This is a genomic window from Streptomyces sp. NPDC107559 (assembly GCF_055657365.1).
Genome location: NZ_JBVKBD010000002.1, coordinates 306,889 through 328,042, shown reverse-complemented (window position 1 = coordinate 328,042; position 21,154 = coordinate 306,889). Strand labels below are relative to the sequence as shown.

Annotated in this window: 19 protein-coding genes; 6 read left to right on the top strand and 13 right to left on the bottom strand. The window is 71.2% G+C overall.

The genetic code is table 11. The features are described 5' to 3' along the window. Positions 1–23 precede the first annotated feature (23 nt). Positions 24–1,403 (bottom strand): MFS transporter, encoded by a 1,380-nt coding sequence (locus ACZ7OY_RS08160; RefSeq protein WP_471911189.1) that lies wholly within the window; start codon positions 1,401–1,403, stop codon positions 24–26. A gap of 176 nt (positions 1,404–1,579) precedes the next feature. Next, positions 1,580–2,182 carry a TetR/AcrR family transcriptional regulator gene (locus ACZ7OY_RS08155; protein ID WP_471910626.1) on the bottom strand — a complete coding sequence of 201 codons (603 nt, stop codon included), beginning with the start codon at positions 2,180–2,182 and terminating at the stop codon, positions 1,580–1,582. A gap of 529 nt (positions 2,183–2,711) precedes the next feature. Here ACZ7OY_RS08155 and ACZ7OY_RS08150 point away from each other — a divergent pair. The 4 genes from ACZ7OY_RS08150 to ACZ7OY_RS08135 all read left to right on the top strand — a co-directional run bounded on the left by ACZ7OY_RS08150 (position 2,712) and on the right by ACZ7OY_RS08135 (position 4,912). Beyond that, a complete protein-coding gene (locus ACZ7OY_RS08150; RefSeq protein ID WP_471910625.1) occupies positions 2,712–3,335 on the top strand; it encodes an RNA polymerase sigma factor in 624 nt (207 codons plus the stop codon). Then, positions 3,332–4,003, top strand: coding sequence for a hypothetical protein (locus tag ACZ7OY_RS08145; RefSeq protein WP_471910624.1), 672 nt, complete (start codon positions 3,332–3,334; stop codon positions 4,001–4,003). Before ACZ7OY_RS08150 ends, ACZ7OY_RS08145 begins: the two co-directional genes overlap by 4 nt. Before the next feature lie 107 nt (positions 4,004–4,110). Further along, on the top strand, positions 4,111–4,287 hold the full coding sequence (locus ACZ7OY_RS08140; protein WP_471910623.1) for a hypothetical protein: 177 nt from the start codon (positions 4,111–4,113) through the stop codon (positions 4,285–4,287). A 187-nt stretch (positions 4,288–4,474) separates the two neighbouring features. Next, positions 4,475–4,912, top strand: coding sequence for a PPOX class F420-dependent oxidoreductase (locus ACZ7OY_RS08135; protein ID WP_471910622.1), 438 nt, complete (start codon positions 4,475–4,477; stop codon positions 4,910–4,912). Between the two features lie 86 nt (positions 4,913–4,998). Here the strand turns inward: ACZ7OY_RS08135 and ACZ7OY_RS08130 are convergent, their stop codons facing one another. Beyond that, positions 4,999–6,375, bottom strand: coding sequence for an MFS transporter (locus ACZ7OY_RS08130; RefSeq protein ID WP_471910621.1), 1,377 nt, complete (start codon positions 6,373–6,375; stop codon positions 4,999–5,001). Between the two features lie 223 nt (positions 6,376–6,598). Continuing rightward, the gene (locus ACZ7OY_RS08125; RefSeq protein WP_471910620.1) at positions 6,599–7,264 is read right to left on the bottom strand and encodes a TetR/AcrR family transcriptional regulator; all 666 of its coding nucleotides are present in this window, start codon (positions 7,262–7,264) and stop codon (positions 6,599–6,601) included. Between the two features lie 162 nt (positions 7,265–7,426). Here ACZ7OY_RS08125 and ACZ7OY_RS08120 point away from each other — a divergent pair, with 162 nt between their 5' ends. Together ACZ7OY_RS08120 and ACZ7OY_RS08115 are read left to right on the top strand one after the other, a co-directional pair. After that, complete coding sequence (locus tag ACZ7OY_RS08120) at positions 7,427–8,338, top strand: shikimate dehydrogenase (RefSeq protein ID WP_471910619.1); 912 nt, start codon at positions 7,427–7,429, stop codon at positions 8,336–8,338. Positions 8,339–8,366: 28 nt separating this feature from the next. Next, on the top strand, positions 8,367–10,163 hold the full coding sequence (locus ACZ7OY_RS08115; protein WP_471910618.1) for a bifunctional sugar phosphate isomerase/epimerase/4-hydroxyphenylpyruvate dioxygenase family protein: 1,797 nt from the start codon (positions 8,367–8,369) through the stop codon (positions 10,161–10,163). A 198-nt stretch (positions 10,164–10,361) separates the two neighbouring features. On the opposite strand, the gene gnd is transcribed toward ACZ7OY_RS08115, so the two are convergent. The 9 genes from gnd to ACZ7OY_RS08070 all read right to left on the bottom strand — a co-directional run bounded on the left by gnd (position 10,362) and on the right by ACZ7OY_RS08070 (position 21,082). Further along, the gene (gene gnd / locus ACZ7OY_RS08110) at positions 10,362–11,240 is read right to left on the bottom strand and encodes a phosphogluconate dehydrogenase (NAD(+)-dependent, decarboxylating) (protein ID WP_471910617.1); all 879 of its coding nucleotides are present in this window, start codon (positions 11,238–11,240) and stop codon (positions 10,362–10,364) included. A 6-nt stretch (positions 11,241–11,246) separates the two neighbouring features. After that, positions 11,247–12,893, bottom strand: coding sequence for a glucose-6-phosphate isomerase (pgi, locus tag ACZ7OY_RS08105; protein ID WP_471910616.1), 1,647 nt, complete (start codon positions 12,891–12,893; stop codon positions 11,247–11,249). Next, positions 12,886–13,821, bottom strand: coding sequence for a glucose-6-phosphate dehydrogenase assembly protein OpcA (gene opcA / locus ACZ7OY_RS08100; protein WP_471910615.1), 936 nt, complete (start codon positions 13,819–13,821; stop codon positions 12,886–12,888). The genes pgi and opcA overlap by 8 nt, the downstream gene beginning before the upstream one ends. Next, positions 13,818–15,383, bottom strand: coding sequence for a glucose-6-phosphate dehydrogenase (gene zwf / locus ACZ7OY_RS08095; protein ID WP_471911188.1), 1,566 nt, complete (start codon positions 15,381–15,383; stop codon positions 13,818–13,820). The genes opcA and zwf overlap by 4 nt, the downstream gene beginning before the upstream one ends. A gap of 50 nt (positions 15,384–15,433) precedes the next feature. Beyond that, entirely contained in the window at positions 15,434–17,059 is a 1,626-nt protein-coding gene (tal, locus tag ACZ7OY_RS08090) for a transaldolase (protein WP_471910614.1), read from the bottom strand. Positions 17,060–17,392: 333 nt separating this feature from the next. Beyond that, complete coding sequence (locus ACZ7OY_RS08085) at positions 17,393–17,635, bottom strand: hypothetical protein (RefSeq protein ID WP_471910613.1); 243 nt, start codon at positions 17,633–17,635, stop codon at positions 17,393–17,395. A gap of 108 nt (positions 17,636–17,743) precedes the next feature. Beyond that, complete coding sequence (locus ACZ7OY_RS08080; protein WP_351621766.1) at positions 17,744–17,965, bottom strand: hypothetical protein; 222 nt, start codon at positions 17,963–17,965, stop codon at positions 17,744–17,746. A 207-nt stretch (positions 17,966–18,172) separates the two neighbouring features. Beyond that, positions 18,173–19,576, bottom strand: coding sequence for a glycoside hydrolase family 16 protein (locus ACZ7OY_RS08075; RefSeq protein WP_471910612.1), 1,404 nt, complete (start codon positions 19,574–19,576; stop codon positions 18,173–18,175). A 261-nt stretch (positions 19,577–19,837) separates the two neighbouring features. Further along, complete coding sequence (locus ACZ7OY_RS08070; RefSeq protein ID WP_471910611.1) at positions 19,838–21,082, bottom strand: L,D-transpeptidase; 1,245 nt, start codon at positions 21,080–21,082, stop codon at positions 19,838–19,840. Positions 21,083–21,154: the final 72 nt, after the last annotated feature.

Here is a 21,154-nt window from a genome sequence, read left to right as displayed (position 1 = left end):
CCCGGCCTCGACCACCTCGCTCATCATGGTCGCGCAGGAATACCTGAACCGGGCCTGTCGGTGCGATGTTCGGCCGGTGTCGTGACGGAACACACGGGCAGGGCCCGGGCCACCACGGCCGCCGCCACGGCCACGACCGCGAGGACGGGCAGCGGCGCGCGGTTCCCGCCGAGCGCCATGCACGTGCTCGCCACAGCCGCGCCGAGCACCGGGCCGACGTTCATCGCGGTCTGCTGAAGCCCGCCCGCCACCCCGGCCGACTCGGCCGGCGCCTGCCGTACGACGACATGGGTGCCCGCCACCATCACCGTGCCGAACCCGGCGCCCAGCAGCGCGAACCCGGTGCACAGTGCGGGCGTGCCGGTGGCCCGCCACAGCAGCAGGATCCCCGAGGCGAGGACGACCGCCGCCGGCATGGTCGTGGCCCTGGCACCGCGGCGGCGCAGCAGCACGGCACAGGCGGGCGCGGCGGCCACCATGAGCGCGGCCAGCGGCAGGCCGACCAGGGCGCTGTGGAACGGGTCGAGACCCAGTTCGTCCTGGAGGAGGTAGACGCAGGCGAACAACGTGCCGTGCAGTGCGGCCGAGGCGGTCACCAGAACGCCGAGGGCCGCCGCGACGGCCGGCGTGCCGACGACAGCCGGCGGTACCAGGGGGTCCGGGACCCTGCGCTCATGGCGGACGAAGGCGAACGCGGCGACGGCGGACGCGGCCAGGCCCAGACCGGCGGCCGTCGTCCAGCCGGACTCCGGCAGCGCGACGAGGGAGTGGACCAGACAGGCGAGACAGACCGCGAGCAACAGGGCGCCGGACAGGTCGAGTCGCCGCGGAGCGGCCGGAGCGGGCGACGGGCTCGGTGCGGGCGGAGGTGCGGATGCCGGTCGCGTCCGGTCGCGGCCGGTGAGCGCGAGCATGCCGAACAGCAGCGCGGGCGGTACGTTCACGAAGAACACCGCCCGCCAGCCCAGGGCGGTCACCAGCGCCCCGCCGGCGACGGGTCCCGCTGCGGCCGCCAGCGCGATCGCGGCCGTGCGTACGGCGATGGGCAGCCGGAGCCGGTCGGGCGGGAACGCGGCCCGCAGCATCCCCAGGGTGGCGGGCTGCAACAGCGCGCCGAACACCCCCTGGGCGACCCGCAGTCCGATCACCCAGCCGATGCCCGGCGCCAGTCCGATGGCGGCCGACACGGCCCCGAACCCGAGCATCCCGAGGCCGAAGGCACGCCGGTGCCCGTAGCGGTCGCCGAGCCGCCCGGCGAACACCAGCAGACCGGCGACGGCGATGAGATATCCGGTGCCGGTCCACTGGACCTGCGCGAAGGAGGCGCCCAACTGCCGTTGCAGCGTGGGCTGCGTGACGGTGAGGACGGTGCCGTCCAGGGCGACGATCGCGGCGCCCGCCACACTGCCGGCGAAGGCGAGACGGCGGCCGCCGACGGGGGTCGGCGGAAGAGCGGTCGGGGAAGCGGCTTCCGGGGGCGCGGAGTTCGGGGGCGCGGAGTTCGGGGGCGCGGAGTTCGGGGGAGGCGAGTCCGAGGGCGCGGAGTTCGGGGGACGCGAGTCCGAGGGCCGGAACGGTTTCACGCGGGAGCCTCCGGTCCGAGGTGCGCGTCGAGCGCGGCCCGCAACACCGGTGTGAAGTCCTGTGACCCGGCGGCGAGTTGGACGCTGCCCCAGCTCCACAGCTGGGCGACGCCGTGCAGGTTCGCCCACAGGGCGCCCGCCACCGTCGGTGCGTGCGCCTCCGGCCGGACCCGGCCGACCAGATCCACCAGCACACCGAAGAGCGGCAGGCTGGTGTCCCGCAACCCCAGATGCCCGCTCTCCAGCAGATCGTGACGGAACATCAGCTCGTACATCCCCGGGTTGCCGAGGGCGAACTCCAGGTAGGCCCGGCCGAGCTCCGTCAGCTGCGCCCGCGCGGCGGCGACCGGCTCCTTCCCGGTTCCGTCGGCCTGCCCGAGGGCCGTCCTCGCCCTGTCCGCGAGCTCGGCGAAGCCGCGGCGCGCGATGGCCGACAGCAGCTCCAGATGGGTGAGGAAGTGGCGGCGCGGGGCGCCGTGCGAGACACCGGCCCGGCGGGCGATCTCGCGCAGGGTGAGCGCCTGGGCGCCTTCGGCGGCGACGAGCTCGACACCGACGTCGACCAGGCGGTCCCGCAGTCCCGTGGGAGGCTCCGTCATAGGCATAGACACTGTCTACCAGAGCGAACCTTCTTTCAGCTCATCGCGTCGTGCTACGAACAGGGCTCTGTGATGGACACCTCGAACCTGGCCTTCGGGCGTCCCGGCCCTGTGCAGCGCCTCACGGCAGCGCCTCCCCCTGCCGGTGATCACTTTCGGTGATGTTTTGGGGTTACCTCCGAGGGGGGTCATGTAGAGCTTGCGTACGGGTGTGCGCCGACGGAAGGCCTGGTGTGACGCAGAACACGGCCAGGATGGGCATGCCTGTTCGCGGCGTCACCCGTTCGGGTCAGGCCTGGTCGGAAGGCTACGTAGCGTAACTAGCGCTGCTTGTTGAAGACTGCACAGTGCCGACCGGCTGGGATCCTCGGCAATTTTCCGGGGTGGCCGTGAGTGATTCGCCCCCGGAATCACTTAGGTAGATCTCAGGCCCAACGGGCCTACGGCGCACACGAGTTGGCGCCGGTCCCAGCCGACCCTCGATGGAGAGGAAGAGCCTGTTCATGTGCCTTGTCGCCGGGAGGCCCGCGTGAGTCGTGACGACGCCGTGGACGGAGTCCCGGATCCCGCACAGGGGGCCGGACTGTCACAGTCCATGTATCTGCCGCTGGACCTGCCGCTGGACTTCGAGGCGTTCTACCTCGGTCACCAGGAGGTGTTCCACGCCTACGCGGAAGTCCACTTCGGCACCCGCGAGGCGGCCGAAGAGGTCATACACGAGGTGTTCCTGCAGATCCACGCCGGCTGGACGGAGCTGCTGGGCGCGGGCAACCTCGAGCAGGGCGCCTGGGCCATCGTGCGACGGGCCGTGCACGACCGCCTCGAGCGGGAAGGCCGCGCGCCGGCCTTCGTCATCAACGGGCCCATCGCCCAGGCGATGAGCAAGGCCCTGACCACCGCGCGCGACAAGCTTCAGAAGATGGAGTCCAGCAGCGGCCTCTACGAGGCGATCGCCGAACTGCCCAACCGCCAGTTCGAGGTCATCGTGCTGCGCTACATCCTCGGCTACCCCACCGCGAAGGTCGCCTGGTACGTCGGGATCGACGAGCGCACCGTCGGCCACCACCTGCGCCGCGGCAAGGAGCGTCTGCGCATCAAACTCGGGCTGCCCGACGAGCGCAGGAAGCCCAAGCAGAAGGGAGAAGGACCGTGACCACCATCCTCGACACCCTGCTCGCCGAGGCCCGGCTGCCGGTCGCCGACGCGCGCCGCTTCGATGTCGCCGCGGGCTTACGCCGTCTCTCGGCCGACGCGTCCCGGCGCACACCCACCGCGGAAATAGCCCGCGCCGCGCAGGCCGGCCAGCGGTTGGGCGTGGTGTGCCGGTGGGTCCTCAACGAGCCGGCTGCCGCCGGCCATGTTGCCAAGATCGCCGAAGACCCCGACCACGGTCCGCTGACCGAGGACCACATGGACGTCGACGGCGCCCTTGTCTTCGCCTGTCTCCTCTACCTGACCGGGCACCCGGAGTCCGCCCAGTTCTGGTGGCAGCTCGCCGCCGGTGCCGGCAGCCGTGCCGCTGCCTACTGCCTTCATCTTCACCACCTGGCCGTCGGTGAGTCCAAACGCTCCTGGCACTGGTTCCACCAGCTCACCCACTCCATGGCTGATACCGCGCCGCCCGATGCCGCCTTCCTCGAAGGTCTGGAGATCTTCGCCCGCTACGTCCGCACCAACGGATCCCGCGCCCTCGCGCCCACGGGTCGCCTGGAAGACGAGGTCGGCCGCCTTGCCGCGCGTATGCCCGGCGCCTCCGTCATCGTTGCCCGGCCCGACCGGCAACTGGTCGACAGCCTGGAGGAGTTCACTGCGGGCCGCTGAACCGGACCCGGCACAAGCAAGCGGGGAGCCCGTTCCCGGCCACCGGTTCCGAGGCCACCGGCCAGGCGGACTCCCCGCCACGACGCCAACGGAAAGGGACGTCTCCCGTGAACCCCAGCCCTCACTCGCGCCCGGCAGGCAGGAAACGACCGGCTGCTGCCCTGGCCTGGCTCGCGCGCCGTCGGCGCACCGCGCTCACGCACATCCTGCGCGGTGCGTGTTACGGCCTCGGTACCGGTCTCATCGGCCTCGTCTTCCTCTGGGTGCAGCAGCGCTTGCTGTGAGACTGCCGTCGTCGGAGCTGTGCGGATGGCTGTCGGCCTCGGCTGCCTGCAGGGCGGCGTCGGCGCATCGTCCCGGATTCTGCGGAGCGCCGCCCTGCGCAGCGGCTGCCGCTTGCTGTTTCCGTCGAGGGCGGCGGGCTCGCCGGGTCCGGGAATTCCTGCACCGGAGAGTTCCGTTGTTCATGTCATGACTCAGGACGCGACGCAGGACGCACTTCTGAAGCTGCTCTCCGAGGGCCACGGCGGGGTGCTGGTCACCCTCAAGCGCGACGGCCGCCCCCAGCTGTCGAACGTCAGCCACGCCTACTACCCCGACGAGCGGATCGTTCGGGTCTCCCTCACCGACGACCGGGCCAAGACCCGTAATCTGCGCCGGGACCCGCGCGCCTCGTACCACGTGACCAGCGCCGACCGGTGGGCGTACACGGTCGCCGAGGGCGCGGCCGAGCTGTCGCCCGTGGCGAAGGACCCCCACGACGACACGGTGGAGGAGCTCGTCCGTCTCTATCGTGACGTCCAGGGCGAGCACCCCGACTGGGACGACTACCGGGCCGCCATGGTCCGCGACGGCCGGCTCGTGCTGCGGCTGCGGGTCGAGCGGGCCTACGGGATTCCCCGGGCGTAGGCCCGCACGAATCGCGGCGTACCCGAGCTTCGGCATGCGGAAGGGGTGGGGCCACGGAGGTCGTGGTCCCACCCCGCCCGCGGCCGTCAGGCCGTCATCGACTCCGGATGGGCGTCCGTCTCCGGCTGCGGCGTCCGTGCCGTCGCGCGTGTGCCGAGGAGTTCCGCCGGTACCCGGTGGGTCTCGCGGGCCGTCAGGGCGGCGATCACCGGCGGGACGCAGAGGGCGGCGGTGAACAGGCCCACCGAGGACCAGTCGTCACCGTCCGGTCCGGCGATCTGCGCGGCGAAGGTGACCGCGAACCCGGCCACGGCGAAGCCGATCTGGGTGCCGATCGCCATGCCGGACAGGCGGACCCGGGTGGAGAACATCTCGCCGTAGAAGGAGGGCCACACGCCGTTCGCGGCGCTGTAGACGACTCCGAAGGCGAGGACGCCCAGCAGCATGATCAGCGGGTAGGAGCCCGTGGAGATCGCCCACAGGTAGAGGAACATCGTCACCGCGCTGCCGACGGCGCCGAAGAGGTACACCGGGCGGCGGCCGATCCGGTCCGAGAGCGTGGCCCACAGCGGGATCGCGGCCAGCGCGACGAGGTTGGCGAGCGCGCCCACCCACAGCATGGCGGAGCGGCTGATCCCGACCGCGTCGCTGGTCGCGTACGCCAGTGCCCACACCGTGAAGATCGTGCTGACCGAGGCGATCAGCGCGCCCGCGATCACCCGCAGCACGTCCGCCCGGTGCTCGCGCATCAGCACCGCCAGCGGCAGCTTCGCGACGCCCTCCTCGGCCGCCTGCCGGGTGAAGGCCGGTGTCTCCTCGAGCCGGCGCCGGATGACGAAGCCGACGACGGCGACCGCGACGCTCAGCCAGAACGGCAGCCGCCAGCCCCAGGACAGCAGTTGGTCCTCGGGCAGCGTGGCGACCGCGATGAAGACGAGGGTGGCGATCAGCTGTCCGCCCTGGGTGCCGCCGAGGGTGAAACTGGTGAAGAAGCCCCGCCGCCCCGGCGGCGCGTGTTCCAGTGTCATCGAACTGGCGCTGGCCTGCTCGCCCGCCGCCGAGATCCCCTGGAGCACCCGGCACAGCACCAGCAGGACGGGGGCGAGGGTGCCGACCTGGGCGCGGGTGGGCAGACAGCCGATGAGGAAGGTCGACAGGCCCATCAGCAGCAGGGTGAAGACCATGATCTTCTTGCGGCCGAGCCGGTCGCCGAAGTGGCCGAGGAAGAGCGCGCCGACCGGCCGGGCGGCGTAGGCGACGCCGAAGGTGGCCAGGGACAGGAGGGTCGCGGTCGCCGGGTCGGACTCGTCGAAGAAGACCTTCGGGAAGATCAGCGCTGCCGCGCTGCCGTAGATGAAGAAGTCGTAGTACTCCAGGGCGCTGCCGATCCAGGCGGCTGCCGCCGCCTTCGTCGGCTGGCCGGCGGGCGCGGTGGGGTCGCTGGGCGCGACGGGGACGGACACGGCTTGCTCCTTCGGGGGGGGCTCCACCGTGGGTGGAGTGGGCGACGGGGGAGAAGTGCCGGTTCCCTGGGGTGACGGGTCGGCTGCACCGGGCGCTACCCGGTTAATTAACCCACTGGATAGTTAGTAGCGGTTGGCTACGGATGCTGCGCCCGCGTTTCCCGGGTGTCAAGGGGTCGTGTCGAAGGAACTCGGTCGGCCGACTCGGCCGGTCGCCCGGCGCTCAGTCCGTCGTGCGGTCCGCCGTCAGGTAGGCGATCACCATGTCGCCGAGCATCGCCCGGTAGTGCTCGCGCCGGGCCGGGTCGACCAGGTCGCGGCCGAACAGGGCGCCGAAGGTGTGCCGGTTGGCGACCCGGAAGAAGCAGAAGGAGCTGATCACGGCGTGCAGGTCGACGGCGTCCACGTCGGCCGTGAACAGGCCGGACTCCTGCCCCGAGGTCAGGATGCGGCGGATCACGTCCAGGGCCGGTGAGCCGATCTTCGCGAGCCGCTCCGAGGCCGCGATGTGCTCGGCCCCGTGGATGTTCTCGATGCTGACCAGGCGGATGAAGTCCGGGTGCTGCTCATGGTGGTCGAGGGTGAGCTCGGCCAGCCGCCGGATGGCCGCCACCGGGTCCAGGTGCTCGACGTCCAGCTTCTGCTCGGCCTCCCGGATCACCCCGTAGGCACGCTCCAGCACGGCCGTGAACAGCTGGTCCTTGCCGCCGAAGTAGTAGTAGATCATCCGCTTGGTGGTACGGGTGCGGGCGGCGATCTCGTCGACACGGGCTCCGTCGTAGCCGGCCCGCGCGAACTCCTGGGTGGCGACGTCGAGGATCTCGGCCTGGGTGCGGGCGGCGTCACGGATGCGCCCGCTGGGTCGTGCCGGTTCGTCGACGCTGGTCATCGGGTTCCTTCGGGCGTAGGGCCAGTGCCGGTGATTCTAGAAGCAGTCCCCGGGGCCGCCTCAGGGGTCTTCCCGGGATCTCCCCCGACTGATATAGGTAACGTACTAGTTCGTACATTAGCGTCAGCTTCTGGTGACCCGCAGCCGTTCAGGAGGTCCGCCGTGACCAAGGATTCCAAGGACTCGAAGGACTCGTATCTCGTCGGACTGATCGGTTCCGGCATCGGCCCCTCGCTCAGCCCCGCCCTGCACGAGCGCGAGGCCGACCGGCAGGGACTGCGCTACCTGTACCGGCTGATCGACATCGACACCCTGGGCGTGCCCCCCGAGGCGGTGGGCGAGCTGCTGCGCGCGGCCCGCGACCTGGGCTTCGACGGGCTCAACATCACCCACCCCTGCAAGCAGCTCGTCATCCCCCACCTCGACGTGCTCGCCCCGCAGGCCGAGGCGCTCGGCGCGGTCAACACCGTCGTCTTCGAGGACGGCCGCGCGGTCGGCCACAACACCGACGTCACCGGCTTCGCCGCGTCCTTCGCGCGCGGACTGCCCGACGTCCCGCTGGAGCGGGTCGTACAGCTGGGCGCCGGGGGCGCGGGCGCCGCCGTCGCGCACGCCGCCCTCACCCTCGGCGCCGGACGGGTCACGGTCGTCGACGCCCTGCCCGAGCGGTCGGCCGCGCTCGCCGACTCCCTCGAACGCCACTTCGGCCCCGGCCGGGCCGACTCCGCCGGCCCGGACCGACTGCCGGACCTGCTCGCCCGGGCCGACGGCGTCGTGCACGCAACCCCCACCGGCATGGCAGCCCACCCCGGTCTGCCCTTCCCCGCCGCGCTCCTGCGCCCCGGCCTCTGGGTGGCCGAGGTGGTCTACCGCCCGGTGGACACCGAGCTGCTGCGCACCGCCCGCGCGCTCGGCTGCCAGACCCTCGACGGGGCCGGGATGGCGGCCTTCCAGGCCGTGGACGCCTTCCGGCTGTTCACCGGACGGGAACCCGACAGCGCGCGGATGCTCGCGGACATCGCGGAACTGGCCGGAGCCCGAGCGGACACGGGCGTCGTGCGGACCCCGAAGTAGACAGCACAGAGCCGAGAGAGGTACCGCCGTGCGTACGTCCATAGCCACCGTCTCCCTCAGCGGATCCCTCACCGAGAAGCTCACGGCCGCCGCCCGCGCCGGCTTCGACGGCGTCGAGATCTTCGAGAACGACCTGCTCGCCAGCCCCCTCACCCCCGAGGAGATCCGCACCCGCTGCGCCGACCTCGGCCTCACCGTCGACCTCTACCAGCCGATGCGCGACATCGAGGGCGTGCCGGAGGACGAGTTCGCCCGCAATCTGCGCCGCGCCCGGCACAAGTTCGAGCTGATGGTCAGGCTCGGCACCGACACGGTCCTCGTCTGCTCCAGCGTCTCGCCCCGCGCCGCGGACGACGACGACCTCGCCGCCGCCCAGCTCGGCCGACTCGCCGACCTCGCCCAGGACTTCGGCGTCCGCGTCGCCTACGAGGCGCTCGCCTGGGGTCGGCACGTCAGTACGTACGACCACGCCTGGCGGATCGTCGAGGCGGCCGCGCATCCGGCCCTCGGGACCTGTCTGGACAGCTTCCACATCCTGTCCCGGGGCTCCGACCCGAAGGGCATCGAGAGCATCCCCGGCGAGAAGATCTTCTTCCTCCAGCTCGCCGACGCCCCGCTCCTGGCCATGGACGTCCTCCAGTGGAGCCGCCACTACCGCTGCTTCCCCGGCCAGGGCGGCTTCGACGTCGCCGGACTCGTCCGGCACGTACTGCGCACCGGCTACGACGGCCCGCTCTCGCTGGAGGTCTTCAACGACGTGTTCCGGCAGGCCGACGCGGGCCCCACGGCGGTGGACGCCCAGCGCTCCCTGCGGGTCCTGAAGGAGACCGTCGGGCTGAGCACCCCGCCCGCACCGGTCGTGCCCACCGGGGTCGCGTTCGCCGAACTGCTCACCCCGGACGCCGAACCGGTCGCGGTGCTGCTCGGCGCCCTCGGCTTCGCCCGCACCGCCCGGCACCGCGGCAAACCCGTCGACCTGTGGCAGCAGGGCGAGGCCCGCCTCCTGGTCAACACCGGGCCGGCCGTCCGCCGCGACGGCACCGTGCTCGCCGCGATCGGCCTGGAGTCGCCCGACCCGGCCGGTGCCGCCCGGCGCGCCGAGGCCCTGCTCGCGCCCGTGCTGCCCCGCCGCCGCGGCCCGCACGACGCCCCGCTCGACGCGGTCGCCGCCCCCGACGGCACGGAACTGTTCTTCTGCGCCGCCGGCCGTCCCGAACTCCCCGACTGGCGGGCCGACTTCGCGGACACCGGAGAGCGGGCGACGAGTATCGGCGTCACCCGCGTCGATCACCTCGCCCTCACCCAGCCCTGGCACCACTTCGACGAGGCGGCCCTCTTCCACCGCAGCGTCCTCGGCCTCCGGGCACAGGACAGCGTGGACGTCGCCGACCCCTACGGCCTCTTCCGCAGCCGCGCCGTCACCAACCCCGACGGCAGCGTCCGTATCGCCCTCGCCGTCGGCCCCGCCCCCGCACAGGACGAGGTCCGCGCCCAGCACATCGCGCTGGCCACCCCCGACCTGGTCGCCAGCGCCCGCCGCTTCCGCGCGGCCGGCGGCCGCCTGCTGCCCGTCCCCGCGAACTACCACGAGGACCTCGCCGCCCGGCACGACCTGTCCGACGAGGACCTCGACACCTATCGCGAGCTGGGTATCCTCTACGACCGCGACGAGCACGGCGTGTTCCGCCACTGCTACACCCACACCGTCGGGCGCGTCTTCTTCGAACTGGTCCAGCGCGACGGCGGTTACCGCGGCTACGGCGCCCAGAACGCCCCCGTACGCCTGGCCGCGCAGCACGCGGCACGACGGCTCACCGGCGGCTGACGGTCCGGCTCACCCCGGCGAACACCGTGGTGGCCAGGTCGGCCCGGGTCAGGTCGACCGGTCTCCATCAGCGGGGACTCCGACGTGCCGACCGCCGGGTGTCGACCAACTACGGTACGGGCCCGGTCCGTTCACCGAACGGACCGGGGCCCGCGGGCATCCGCTAGCGCCGGGTGCGGCACTGCGCCACGGCCGGGGCTACTTCGTCGACTCGACCGCGTGGCCGCCGAACTGGTTGCGCAGCGCGGCGATCATCTTCATCTGCGGCGAGTCCTCCTGGCGGGAGGCGAAGCGGGCGAAGAGGGACGCGGTGATCGCGGGCAGCGGCACCGCGTTGTCGATGGCGGCCTCCACCGTCCAGCGGCCCTCGCCGGAGTCCTGTGCGAACCCCCGCAGCTTGTCGAGGTGTTCGTCCTCGTCGAGTGCGTTGACCGCGAGGTCGAGCAGCCAGGAGCGGATGACCGTGCCCTGCTGCCAGGAGCGGAAGACCTCGCGGACGTCCGTCACGGAGTCGACCTTCTCCAGCAGCTCCCAGCCCTCGGCGTAGGCCTGCATCATCGCGTACTCGATGCCGTTGTGGACCATCTTGGAGAAGTGGCCCGCGCCGACCATGCCGGCGTGGACGTAGCCGTACGGGCCCTCCGGCTTGAGCGCTTCGAAGATCGGCTGGAGCCGGTCGACGTGTTCCTTCTCGCCGCCGACCATCAGCGCGTAGCCGTTCTCCAGGCCCCACACGCCGCCGGAGACGCCCGCGTCGACGAAGCCGATGCCCTTCGTGCCGAGCTCCGCGGCGTGCTTCTCGTCGTCCGTCCAGCGGGAGTTGCCGCCGTCGACGACGGTGTCGCCGCGCGAGAGCAGGCCCTTGAGCTCGTCGACGATCGACTGCGTGGCCGGACCTGCCGGGACCATCACCCAGACCACGCGCGGGGCTTCGAGCTGGTCGACCAGGTCGGCCAGGCTGCTCACGTCGGAGACGTCGGGGTTGCGGTCGTAGCCGATGACGGTGTGGCCGGCGCGGCGGATCCGCTCGCGCATGTTGCCGCCCATCTTGCCGAGACCGATGAGACCGAGCTGCATGTCAGTTCACTTCCTGAGAGTGCGGTAGGCGGCGACGAGGGCGGTGGTGGAGGGGTCCAGACCGGGCACGGCGGTGCCGTCGGTCAGGGCCGGTTCGATCCGCTTGGCGAGGACCTTGCCGAGCTCGACGCCCCACTGGTCGAAGGAGTCGATGTTCCACACCGCGCCCTGGACGAACACCTTGTGCTCGTAGAGGGCGACGAGCTGGCCGAGGACCGAGGGGGTCAGCTCGCGCGCCAGGATCGTGGTGGTGGGGTGGTTGCCGTGGAACGTCTTGTGCGCGACCAGTTCCTCGGGGACACCCTCCGCGCGGACCTCCTCCGGCGTCTTGCCGAAGGCCAGCGCCTGGGTCTGGGCGAAGAAGTTGGCCATCAACAGGTCGTGCTGGGCCTTGAGCTTTTCGCCCAGCTCGTCCACGGGACGGGCGAAGCCGATGAAGTCGGCCGGGATGAGCTTGGTGCCCTGGTGGATCAACTGGTAGTAGGCGTGCTGGCCGTTGGTGCCGGGGGTGCCCCAGACCACCGGGCCGGTCTGCCAGTCCACCGGGTTGCCCTCGCGGTCCACCGACTTGCCGTTGGACTCCATGTCCAACTGCTGGAGGTAGGCGGTGAACTTGGAGAGGTAGTGCGAGTAGGGCAGCACCGCGTGCGACTGGGCGTCGTGGAAGTTGCCGTACCAGATGCCCAGCAGGCCCAGCAGCAGCGGGGCGTTGGCCTCGGCGGGGGCGGTGCGGAAGTGCTCGTCGACCAGGTGGAAGCCGTCGAGCATCTCGCGGAAGCGGTCCGGTCCGATGGCGATCATCAGCGACAGGCCGATCGCGGAGTCGAAGGAGTAGCGGCCGCCGACCCAGTCCCAGAACTCGAACATGTTGTCCGGGTCGATGCCGAACTCGGTGACCTTCCCGGCGTTCGTGGACAGGGCCACGAAGTGCCTGGCGACCGCCTTCTCCTCGCCGCCCAGCCCCTTCAGCAGCCAGTCGCGGGCCGAGGTGGCGTTGGTGATGGTCTCGATCGTGGTGAACGTCTTCGACGCGACGATGAACAGCGTCTCCGCCGGGTCGAGGTCGCGCACGGCCTCGTGCAGGTCGGCGCCGTCCACGTTGGACACGAAACGGACGGTCAGCGCGCGGTCGGTGAAGGCGCGCAGCACCTCGTACGCCATCGCCGGGCCGAGGTCGGAGCCGCCGATGCCGACGTTGACGACGTTCTTGATGCGCCGGCCGGTGTGACCGGTCCACTCGCCCGAGCGGATCCGGTCGGCGAAGGCGGCCATCCGGTCGAGGACGGCGTGCACACCGGGCACCACGTTCTCGCCGTCGACCTCGACCACCGCGTCCCGGGGAGCGCGCAGCGCGGTGTGCAGGACCGCCCGGTCCTCGGTGGTGTTGATCTTCTCGCCGCGGAACATCGCGTCCCGCAGCCCGAACACGTCGGTGGCGGCGGCCAGTTCCTGGAGGAGGGCGAGGGTCTCGTCGGTGACGAGGTGCTTGGAGTAGTCGATCCGCAGATCGCCGACCTGCACCACGTAGCGTTCCGCGCGCCCCGGGTCGGACGCGAACAGCTCACGCAGGTGCGTGCCCGGCTGCCACTCGGCGCGGTGGTCGGCCAGCGCGATCCACTGCGGGCGCCGGGTGAGCCTGGGGGAGTCAGACATGGGCAGGGGTCTCCTTGGTGACTTCGCCGCGCAGGGCGACGGCGTACATCTCGTCGGCGTCGAGGCGGCGAAGCTCCTCGGCGATGAGTTCGGAGGTGGGGCGGACCTTCAGCGCGAGGGTGCGCGGCGGCTGGCCCGGCAGGGACAGCGTGGCCAGCGGGCCCTCGGGCCGGTCGATGACGATCTCGCCGCCCGCGACGCCGAGCCGCACCGCCGTGACCACCGGGCCCGGGGTGACCACCCGGTTCACGCCGACCTTCAGCCGGGCCTCCAGCCAGCGGGCGAGCAGTTCGGCGCTGGGGTTGTCGGCCTCGCTCTCCACGGTCGCCGAGGAGATCTCCGCCCGGGCCTGGTCCAGGGCCGCGGCCAGCATCGAACGCCAGGGCGTCAGCCGGGTCCAGGCGAGGTCGGTGTCGCCGGGCGCGTACGACTTCGCCCGTGCGTCCAGCGCCTTCAGGGGCTGGTCGACGGCGTACATGTCGGTGATGCGGCGCTGGGCGAGCGCGCCCAGCGGGTCCTTGGCGGGCACGTCGGGCGCGTCCACCGGCCACCACACCACGACCGGCGCGTCCGGCAGCAGCAGCGGCAGCACCACCGAGTCGGCGTGGTCGGACACCTCGCCGTAGGTGCGCAGCACGACCGTCTCGCCGGTGCCCGCGTCCGCGCCCACCCGCACCTCGGCATCCAGGCGGGAGGCGGTGCGGTCGCGGGGGGTACGGGCGTGTCGCTTGATGACGACCAGGGTCCGCGAGGGGTGCTCGTGCGAGGCCTCCTCGGCGGCCTTGATCGAGTCGTAGGCGTTCTCCTCGTCGGTGACGATCACCATCGTCAGGACCATGCCCACGGCGGGTGTGCCGATGGCGTGGCGGCCCTGCACCAACGCCTTGTTGATCTTGCTTGCCGTGGTGTCGGTCAGGTCGATCTTCATGGCCTGCGCCAGCTCCGTCCGTCTCGTGCGAGCATCTCGTCGGCTTCCTCGGGTCCCCAGCTGCCCGACGGGTACTGGGCCGGTCGGCCGTGCGCCGTCCAGTACTCCTCGATCGGGTCGAGGATCTTCCAGGACTCTTCCACTTCCTGGTGACGGGGGAACAGATTGGCGTCGCCGAGCAGCACGTCCAGGATGAGCCGCTCGTACGCCTCCGGGCTGGACTCCGTGAACGACTCGCCGTACGCGAAGTCCATCGTCACGTCCCGGATCTCCATCGAGGTACCCGGGACCTTCGAGCCGAACCGCACCGTCATGCCCTCGTCGGGCTGGACCCGGATGACGATCGCGTTCTGGCCGAGCTCCTCGGTGGCGGTGGAGTCGAACGGGGAGTGCGGGGCGCGCTTGAACACCACCGCGATCTCGGTCACCCGGCGGCCCAGCCGCTTGCCGGTACGCAGATAGAACGGGACGCCCGCCCAACGGCGGTTGTCGATCTCCAGCTTGACCGCCGCGTAGGTGTCGGTCGTCGACCCGGGGTCGATGCCCTCCTCCTGGAGATAGCCGGGCACCTTCTCGCCGCCCTGCCAGCTCTGCGCGTACTGCCCCCGGACGGTGTGCGCGTCCAGGTCCTCCGGCAGCCGCACCGACTTCAGCACCTTGAGCTTCTCGGTGAGCAGCGACTCGGCGTCGAAGGCGATGGGCTCCTCCATCGCGGTCAGCGCCATCAGCTGGAGCAGATGGTTCTGGATGACGTCACGGGCCGAGCCGATGCCGTCGTAGTAGCCGGCACGGCCGCCGATGCCGATGTCCTCCGCCATGGTGATCTGCACATGGTCGACGTACGACCGGTTCCAGATCGGCTCGTACATCTGGTTGGGGAAACGCAGCGCCAGAATGTTCTGGACGGTCTCCTTGCCGAGGTAGTGGTCGATGCGGAACACCTGTTCCGGGTCGAACACGTCGTGCACGACCCGGTTGAGCTCACGGGCGCTGGCCAGGTCGTGGCCGAACGGCTTCTCGATGACCGCGCGCCGCCAGGCGCCCTCCGGCGCGTTCGCCAGGCCGTGCTTCTTCAGCTGCCGGACGACCTTCGGGAAGAACTTGGGCGGTACGGAGAGATAGAAGGCGAAGTTGCCGCCGGTGCCCCGGGAGGCGTCCAGCTCCTCGACGGCCTCGCGCAGTTGCTTGAAGGCGGTGTCGTCGTCGAAGTCGCCGGGCACGAACCGCATGCCCTCGGCGAGCTGCTGCCAGACCTCCTCGCGGAACTCCGTACGGGAGTGCTCGCGCACCGCGTCGTGCACGACCTGCGCGAAGTCCTGGTCCTCCCAGTCGCGGCGGGCGAAGCCGACGAGCGAGAAACCCGGCGGCAGCAGACCGCGGTTGGCCAGGTCGTAGATGGCCGGCATCAGCTTCTTGCGGGACAGGTCGCCGGTGACACCGAAGATGACGAGGCCGGACGGCCCGGCGATCCGCGGGAGGCGGCGGTCGCGGCCGTCCCGCAGCGGGTTCACCCACTCCGACGCCGGCATGACCGGGACGTGCACCTCCTCCGGTGCCGGCATGACCGGGACCTGCGCCTGCTCCGGCGTCGTCCCCTGGTCGGGCTTGCTGGTCATCGTGCGTCAACTCCCTTGCTGTTCAGTGACTTCGTCACGGCGTCCAGCAGTTCCTGCCAGGCCGCCCGGAACTTGGCGACGCCCTCGTCCTCCAACTGCGCCACCACCTCGTCGTAGGAGATCCCGAGCCCCTCGACGGCGGCGAGGTCGGCGCGGGCCCGGTCGTAGCCACCGGTCACCGTGTCGCCGTGGATGTCGCCGTGGTCGGCGGTGGCGTCGAGGGTGGCCTGCGGCATGGTGTTGACCGTGCCGGGCGCGACCAGTTCGTCCACGTACAGCGTGTCCTTGTACGCCGGGTCCTTCACCCCGGTGGAGGCCCACAGCGGGCGCTGCCGGTTGGCGCCCGCGGCCGTCAGGGCGCCGAAGCGCTCGCCGCCGAAGAGGTCCTCGTACGCCTCGTAGGCGAGCCGCGCGTTGGCCAGCGCGGCCCTTCCCTTCAGCGCCAGGGCCCCGGCCGTGCCGAGCACCGTCAGCCGCTTGTCGATCTCGCTGTCGACGCGGGAGACGAAGAACGAGGCGACCGAGTGGATCGCGGACAGGTCCAGGCCGCGCGTCCGTGCCCTCTCCAGGCCCGCGAGGTAGGCGTCCATGACCTCGCGGTAGCGCTCCAGGGAGAAGATCAGCGTGACGTTGACGCTGATGCCCAGGCCGAGGACCTCGGTGATCGCGGGGAGGCCCGCCTTGGTCGCCGGGATCTTGATCATGACGTTGGGGCGGTCCACCAGCCAGGCCAGCTGCCGGGCCTCGGCGACGGTGGCCCGCGTGTCGTGGGCGAGCCGGGGGTCGACCTCGATGGAGACCCGGCCGTCACGGCCGCCGGTCGCCTCGTACACCGGGCGCAGGATGTCGGCGGCCGACCGCACGTCCGCGGTCGTCATCATCCGTACGGCCTCGTCCACCGTGACGCCCCGCACCGCCAGCTCGGCGAGCTGCTCCTGGTAGCCCTCGCCGGAGCCGATGGCGGCCTGGAAGATCGAGGGGTTGGTGGTCACGCCCACCACGTGCTTCTTCTCGACGAGTCCGGCGAGGTTGCCGGAGGTGATCCGACTGCGTGAGAGGTCGTCCAGCCAGATCGAGACGCCTTCGTCGGTGAGGCGCTCAAGTGCTCCCGCGGTCGCGGTCGCTTCATTCACTCTGATCATCTTCTTTCCTGCCGTCGGATCAACCGCGCGCGGCGCCCGGGGATTCCCGGGTTTTCGCGGTGGCGTTGTCGGGGTGAGGCCAGGGGCGGCGAAACGAGTCCGGGTGCCGGCGCGGGTGCCGGGATGTGCGAGGGAGGTGATGCGTCCTGCGTCCTCTGTGAACCGGTACCACGTCGGACCGATCCCGCCCTCGATTGCGACGCGGGCCCGCACGGACGGCGGAAGGACACGCTCGCGGCAGGCGCGTGACCGCTCCTCGAACCACTGCGCGCACGGCCTCGGCACCCCGGGTGCCGATCCTCTCGGCCTCCAGCGTCTCGCGGGCGGCGACGCCCGGCCAACCGCGACGGGCCGGCCCCGGGCGGTGTGCGCCGCCGACCGCGCCGGTCCGGCCGGGCGGTGTGCGCCGCCTGCCGTGCCGGGGCGGGACGCAGGCGGGCACGGCCGGGGTGGCTCCAGGTCCGCGGGAACGTGAGTCATCACCTTTTGAAAGATCGAGCACAGTCGGTCACCTGACGTGTTCAATCTTAAAAGTCTGACTTTTATGAGGGAAGGCGGGGTGCGTCAGCTTGCGGTGAACGCGGAAGGGCGGCGGCGCGACCGAGGAGGAGCGGGTACCGCGGAAACGCCCTGACCATGCGATGTCAGAGCTGTCGAAGCCGGTGCGCAGGATGCGTCGGCCTTCACCCGGGCGCGTACGTCGGAGAGTTCGACGGCGATGCGGGTGCGTGGTCGGGCGCGGCCGGGGGGAGTGGGTCCCGGGCGCGGCCGTCTATGTGTGGTGCTGCCGCGGCACGATCTGCCGGGCAGGCCCTACGCGGCCCTGGGGCGCGGTGCGCGCGGGGTGCGGGGTGCGCGCCGCGAGGGGCGCGGGGTCCTGGCGGGGGCTGGTGCGTCCTCGGGCGGGAAGGCCTCGGGGAATGCCTCGGGCAAGGCCTCGGGGAAGGCCTCGGCCGCCCCGAAATCCGGGGCCTGGAAGGGGTCCGTCGCCGGCGGCGGCAGTGCTTCGGCGGAGCGGCGGGGCTGCCCTTCCAGGGCCGAGAACAGCGAGGTCACGTCGATGGGAGATCTCCGTTTCGGTGCGGGCCGCTGAGCAGGCCCGGTATGTCGCGACCGGCACCGTCCGCCTCCTCGGGCGGACGCTGCCTGTCGCGACGACAGGCTCTAGAGCTTGGTCATCTTGGCGTACGGGCTCAGGATCCGCATCTGCGCGGAGCCGAAGTCCACGAGGGCCGCGATGCCGTCCTCGATGCCGATCACCCGGCCGAGTCCGTATATGTCGTGCGTGACCTTGTCGCCCACGGCGAAGTGCTTCGGCGGCGGGGGGACCGGGGCCTTGAAGGGGCTGGTGGGCAAACGACGCTTCGGTGCAGCAGGCTTTGTCATCCCCCCCAGTATGCGCCTTCGCGCCGTCCCTTCGCTGCGGCCGTCCGATTCGTTGCCGAACCGAACCGGGAACGGAACGCTCGCCCGGGGAGCGGAGCGTTCCGGAGCGGGCGTCCCGGGGTGGCGCGCACGCCGACGACGCCGGGCTCGGGACCCGGCTGGTGCGGGTCGGGTCGCCCGGCGCCGTCGGCGGTCGGTCAGGGAATCTCAGTGCCCGAAGTTGAACCAGTTGACGTTCACGAAGTCGGCGGGCTGGCCGCTGGTGAAGGTCAGGTACACGTCGTGGGTGCCGGTGACCGCGCCGATGTTCGCCGGCACCGTCCGCCAGGACTGCCAGCCGCCCGTGTTGGCCAGCGCGAAGCTGCCGACGGGAGTGCTGGTACGGCTGTCCAGGCGCACCTCGACCAGACCGCTGACGCCCCCGGCGGCACCGCTCGCGACCCTGGCGCTGAACTGCGTGGCCGCCGTCGAGCCGAAGTTGACGCCCTTGTACAGCGCCCAGTCGCCGTTGGCGAGCGAACCGATGTCCTGGCCGCCGCCGGTGTCGGTCGTGGTCTCGGGGACGACACCGGACTGGCTGTCGTAGGACTCGGCCTGGACGGCGCTGTAGGCGTCACGGTTGCCGGTGGGCGGAGGCGTGGTACCGCTCCCACCGCCCGTCGACTGGAGCACCTGCACATAGTCCACGACCATCGGGTGGCCGGGCTGCGTGTCGTTGTCGAGCCCGCCGCCGAACGCGTCGGGGAAGCCGCCGCCCATCGCCACGTTCAGGATGACGAAGTAACCGTGGTTGGTCGCGTTGGCCCACGTCGTCGCGTCGACCTGACTGGCCGTGACGGTGTGGTAGTTGACGCCGTCGACGTAGAAGCGGATCGCCTCGGGGCTCGCCGAGCGGTCCCACTCCATGGTGTAGGTGTGGAAGCCGGACTGGCAGGTCGTGTTCGGACAGGCGACGGAGTTGCCGATACCGGTGGTCTCGTTGCACGGGCCGCCCGGGTTGGTGCCGCAGTGCATCGTGGCCCAGACCTTGTTCAGGCCCTGGACGTTCTCCATGATGTCCAGCTCGCCGACGGACGGCCAGTTCTGGTAGTTGCCCCGGTAGGGCGAGCCGAGCGCCCAGAACGCGGGCCAGTAGCCCTCGGCCGCGGTGCCGGTGACGTTGGGCATCTGGATGCGGGCCTCGACGCGCAGCTTGCCGCCGGTCGGGGGCTGGAAGTCGGTCCGCGTGGTCTCGATGCGGCCCGAGGTCCAGCGTCCGGCGGAGTCGCGCAGCGGGGTGATGCGCAGGTTGCCGCTGCCGTCGAGCGAGACGTTGCTGGTGCTCGACGTCATCGTCTCGACCTCGCCCGTGCCCCAGTTGGCGGCGCCGCCCGGATACGAAGTGCCGGTGTCGTACTGCCAGTTGGCGGTGTTGACGCCGGTTCCTGCGGTTCCGTTGAAGTCGTCCAGGAAGACCTGGGTCCAGCCCGAGGGGGCGCCGGGCGCGGAGGCGTTGGCGGGCAGGGTCGCGGCGGTGGCGGCCATCGCCGCCAGGCCGAGGGTGCCGAGGACGGCGACGAGGGCGCGCCGGACGGGGCGCCGCCTCCCGGGCATGCCGGAAGTTTGGCTCATGAGGGGCCTCTCGGTACGGAGTGGGGTACGCGGGTGTCGGGGAATCGGGAGCGCTCCCAGGGTTCTTGAGAGCGCTCTCAAAGTGCGGCCAATGTGCTCCCTGGCACGTCCGTCGTCAAGAGGTGAAACCGAGAAAATCCTTACGGCGCAGGTGAGTTAACCCTATGAAGGCGTGAATGTGTCATGGCGGCAGGGCAGTTGGGGGGTGCCGAAGTCACTGTTCCGACGCGGGTGACCGCGGGCCGCCACCGCGTACCGGTGTCAGAGCGCGCTCCCGGCCTTCCAGTCCGCCCAGGAGAGGTTCCAGCCGTTGAGGCCGTTGGCCGGATCGACGGTCTTCTCGCCTGAGTTCTTCACGATCACGACGTCGCCGAGCATCGAGCTCTCGTAGAACTTGTATCCCGCGACGGCCGGATCGGCCGCGCCCTTGGTGTCGTGCAGCCCGACGCAGCCGTGACTGGTGTTGCTGCTGCCGAACACCGAGGTGGCGGCCCAGTAGTTGCCGTGGATGAAGGTGCCGGACGTGGTCAGGCGCTGGGCGTGCGGGACATCCGCGATGTCGTACTCGTCACCGAGACCGACCGTCGAGGACTCCATGCGGGTCTGCCGGAACCGCTCGCTGATCACCATGACCCCGGACCAGGTGGTGTGCTCGGCGCTGCCGCCCGAGACGGGATAGGAAGCGAGGGTCGCTCCGTCCCGCTTCACCGTCATCCGCTTCGCGGCGAGGTCGACCGTGGTGATCTGCTCGCGGCCGATGTGGAAGACGACGTCCTTCGACTGGACGCCGTAGACGCCGTCCGTGCCCTCGACGTCCTTGAGCCGCAGACTGAGCGTGATCTTCGTGCCGGGTGCCCAGTACGTCTCCGGCCGGAAGTCGAGCCGGGTGTCGCCGAACCAGTGGCCGACCACCTCGACGGCGGGTTCGGCGGTCACCGTGACGGCCCGCTCCACGGCGGCCCGGTCCGCGACCGCGTGGGTGAACGTCAGGGACACGGGCATGCCGACGCCCGAGGTGGAGTCCGCCTCCGGCGTGTAGTAGCCGACGAACGTCTCGCCGGGCGACTTCGTGGTGAAGGTCGCGCTCTGCGCGGTGGCGCCCGCCACCTGCGCCGAGACCGTGTACTTGGTGCCCGAGTACGGGTTCCGCGCCGAGGTCCACCGGGTCTTCGCGTCGTCGAGCGAACCCTCCAGGGTGGAGCCGTCGTTGCCGGTGACCGTCACGGCGGTGAGGGTCCCGTCGGTCACGGTGACCTCGACCGGGCTGGTGAACGCGGCCTTCCTGGTGCCGTCGGCGGGCGTGACCGAGACGGCCGGCTGCCTCGTCGCGGCGGCCTTCACGGTCGAGGTCGCGGCTGTCGTCGCCCCCGCCGAGGCGTCCGCCGACGCGCTGCTGCACCCGGTCAGCACACCGCCCGACACCGCGCCGAGGGCCCCGAGAACCCCGCGCCGGGTCCACTCCTGCGGCAACTGCCCGGACCGGTTCGATATGTGCGAGACGCCCACGGCTGGCCTTCCTGAGATGTCCACGTATGCGTGTGCATCCTGCGACCGCCACCTGGGTACGCCCTTTGAATT

Coding starts and splice junctions, on each gene's coding strand:
- ACZ7OY_RS08135 (WP_471910622.1), top strand. CDS start 4,475: ATGACTCAGGACGCGACGCAGGACGCACTTCTGAAGCTGCTCTCCGAG.
- opcA (WP_471910615.1), bottom strand. CDS start 13,821: ATGAAGATCGACCTGACCGACACCACGGCAAGCAAGATCAACAAGGCG.
- pgi (WP_471910616.1), bottom strand. CDS start 12,893: ATGTCTGACTCCCCCAGGCTCACCCGGCGCCCGCAGTGGATCGCGCTG.
- tal (WP_471910614.1), bottom strand. CDS start 17,059: ATGACTCACGTTCCCGCGGACCTGGAGCCACCCCGGCCGTGCCCGCCT.
- gnd (WP_471910617.1), bottom strand. CDS start 11,240: ATGCAGCTCGGTCTCATCGGTCTCGGCAAGATGGGCGGCAACATGCGC.
- ACZ7OY_RS08125 (WP_471910620.1), bottom strand. CDS start 7,264: ATGACCAGCGTCGACGAACCGGCACGACCCAGCGGGCGCATCCGTGAC.
- zwf (WP_471911188.1), bottom strand. CDS start 15,383: ATGCCGGCACCGGAGGAGGTGCACGTCCCGGTCATGCCGGCGTCGGAG.
- ACZ7OY_RS08075 (WP_471910612.1), bottom strand. CDS start 19,576: ATGAGCCAAACTTCCGGCATGCCCGGGAGGCGGCGCCCCGTCCGGCGC.
- ACZ7OY_RS08155 (WP_471910626.1), bottom strand. CDS start 2,182: ATGACGGAGCCTCCCACGGGACTGCGGGACCGCCTGGTCGACGTCGGT.
- ACZ7OY_RS08080 (WP_351621766.1), bottom strand. CDS start 17,965: ATGACAAAGCCTGCTGCACCGAAGCGTCGTTTGCCCACCAGCCCCTTC.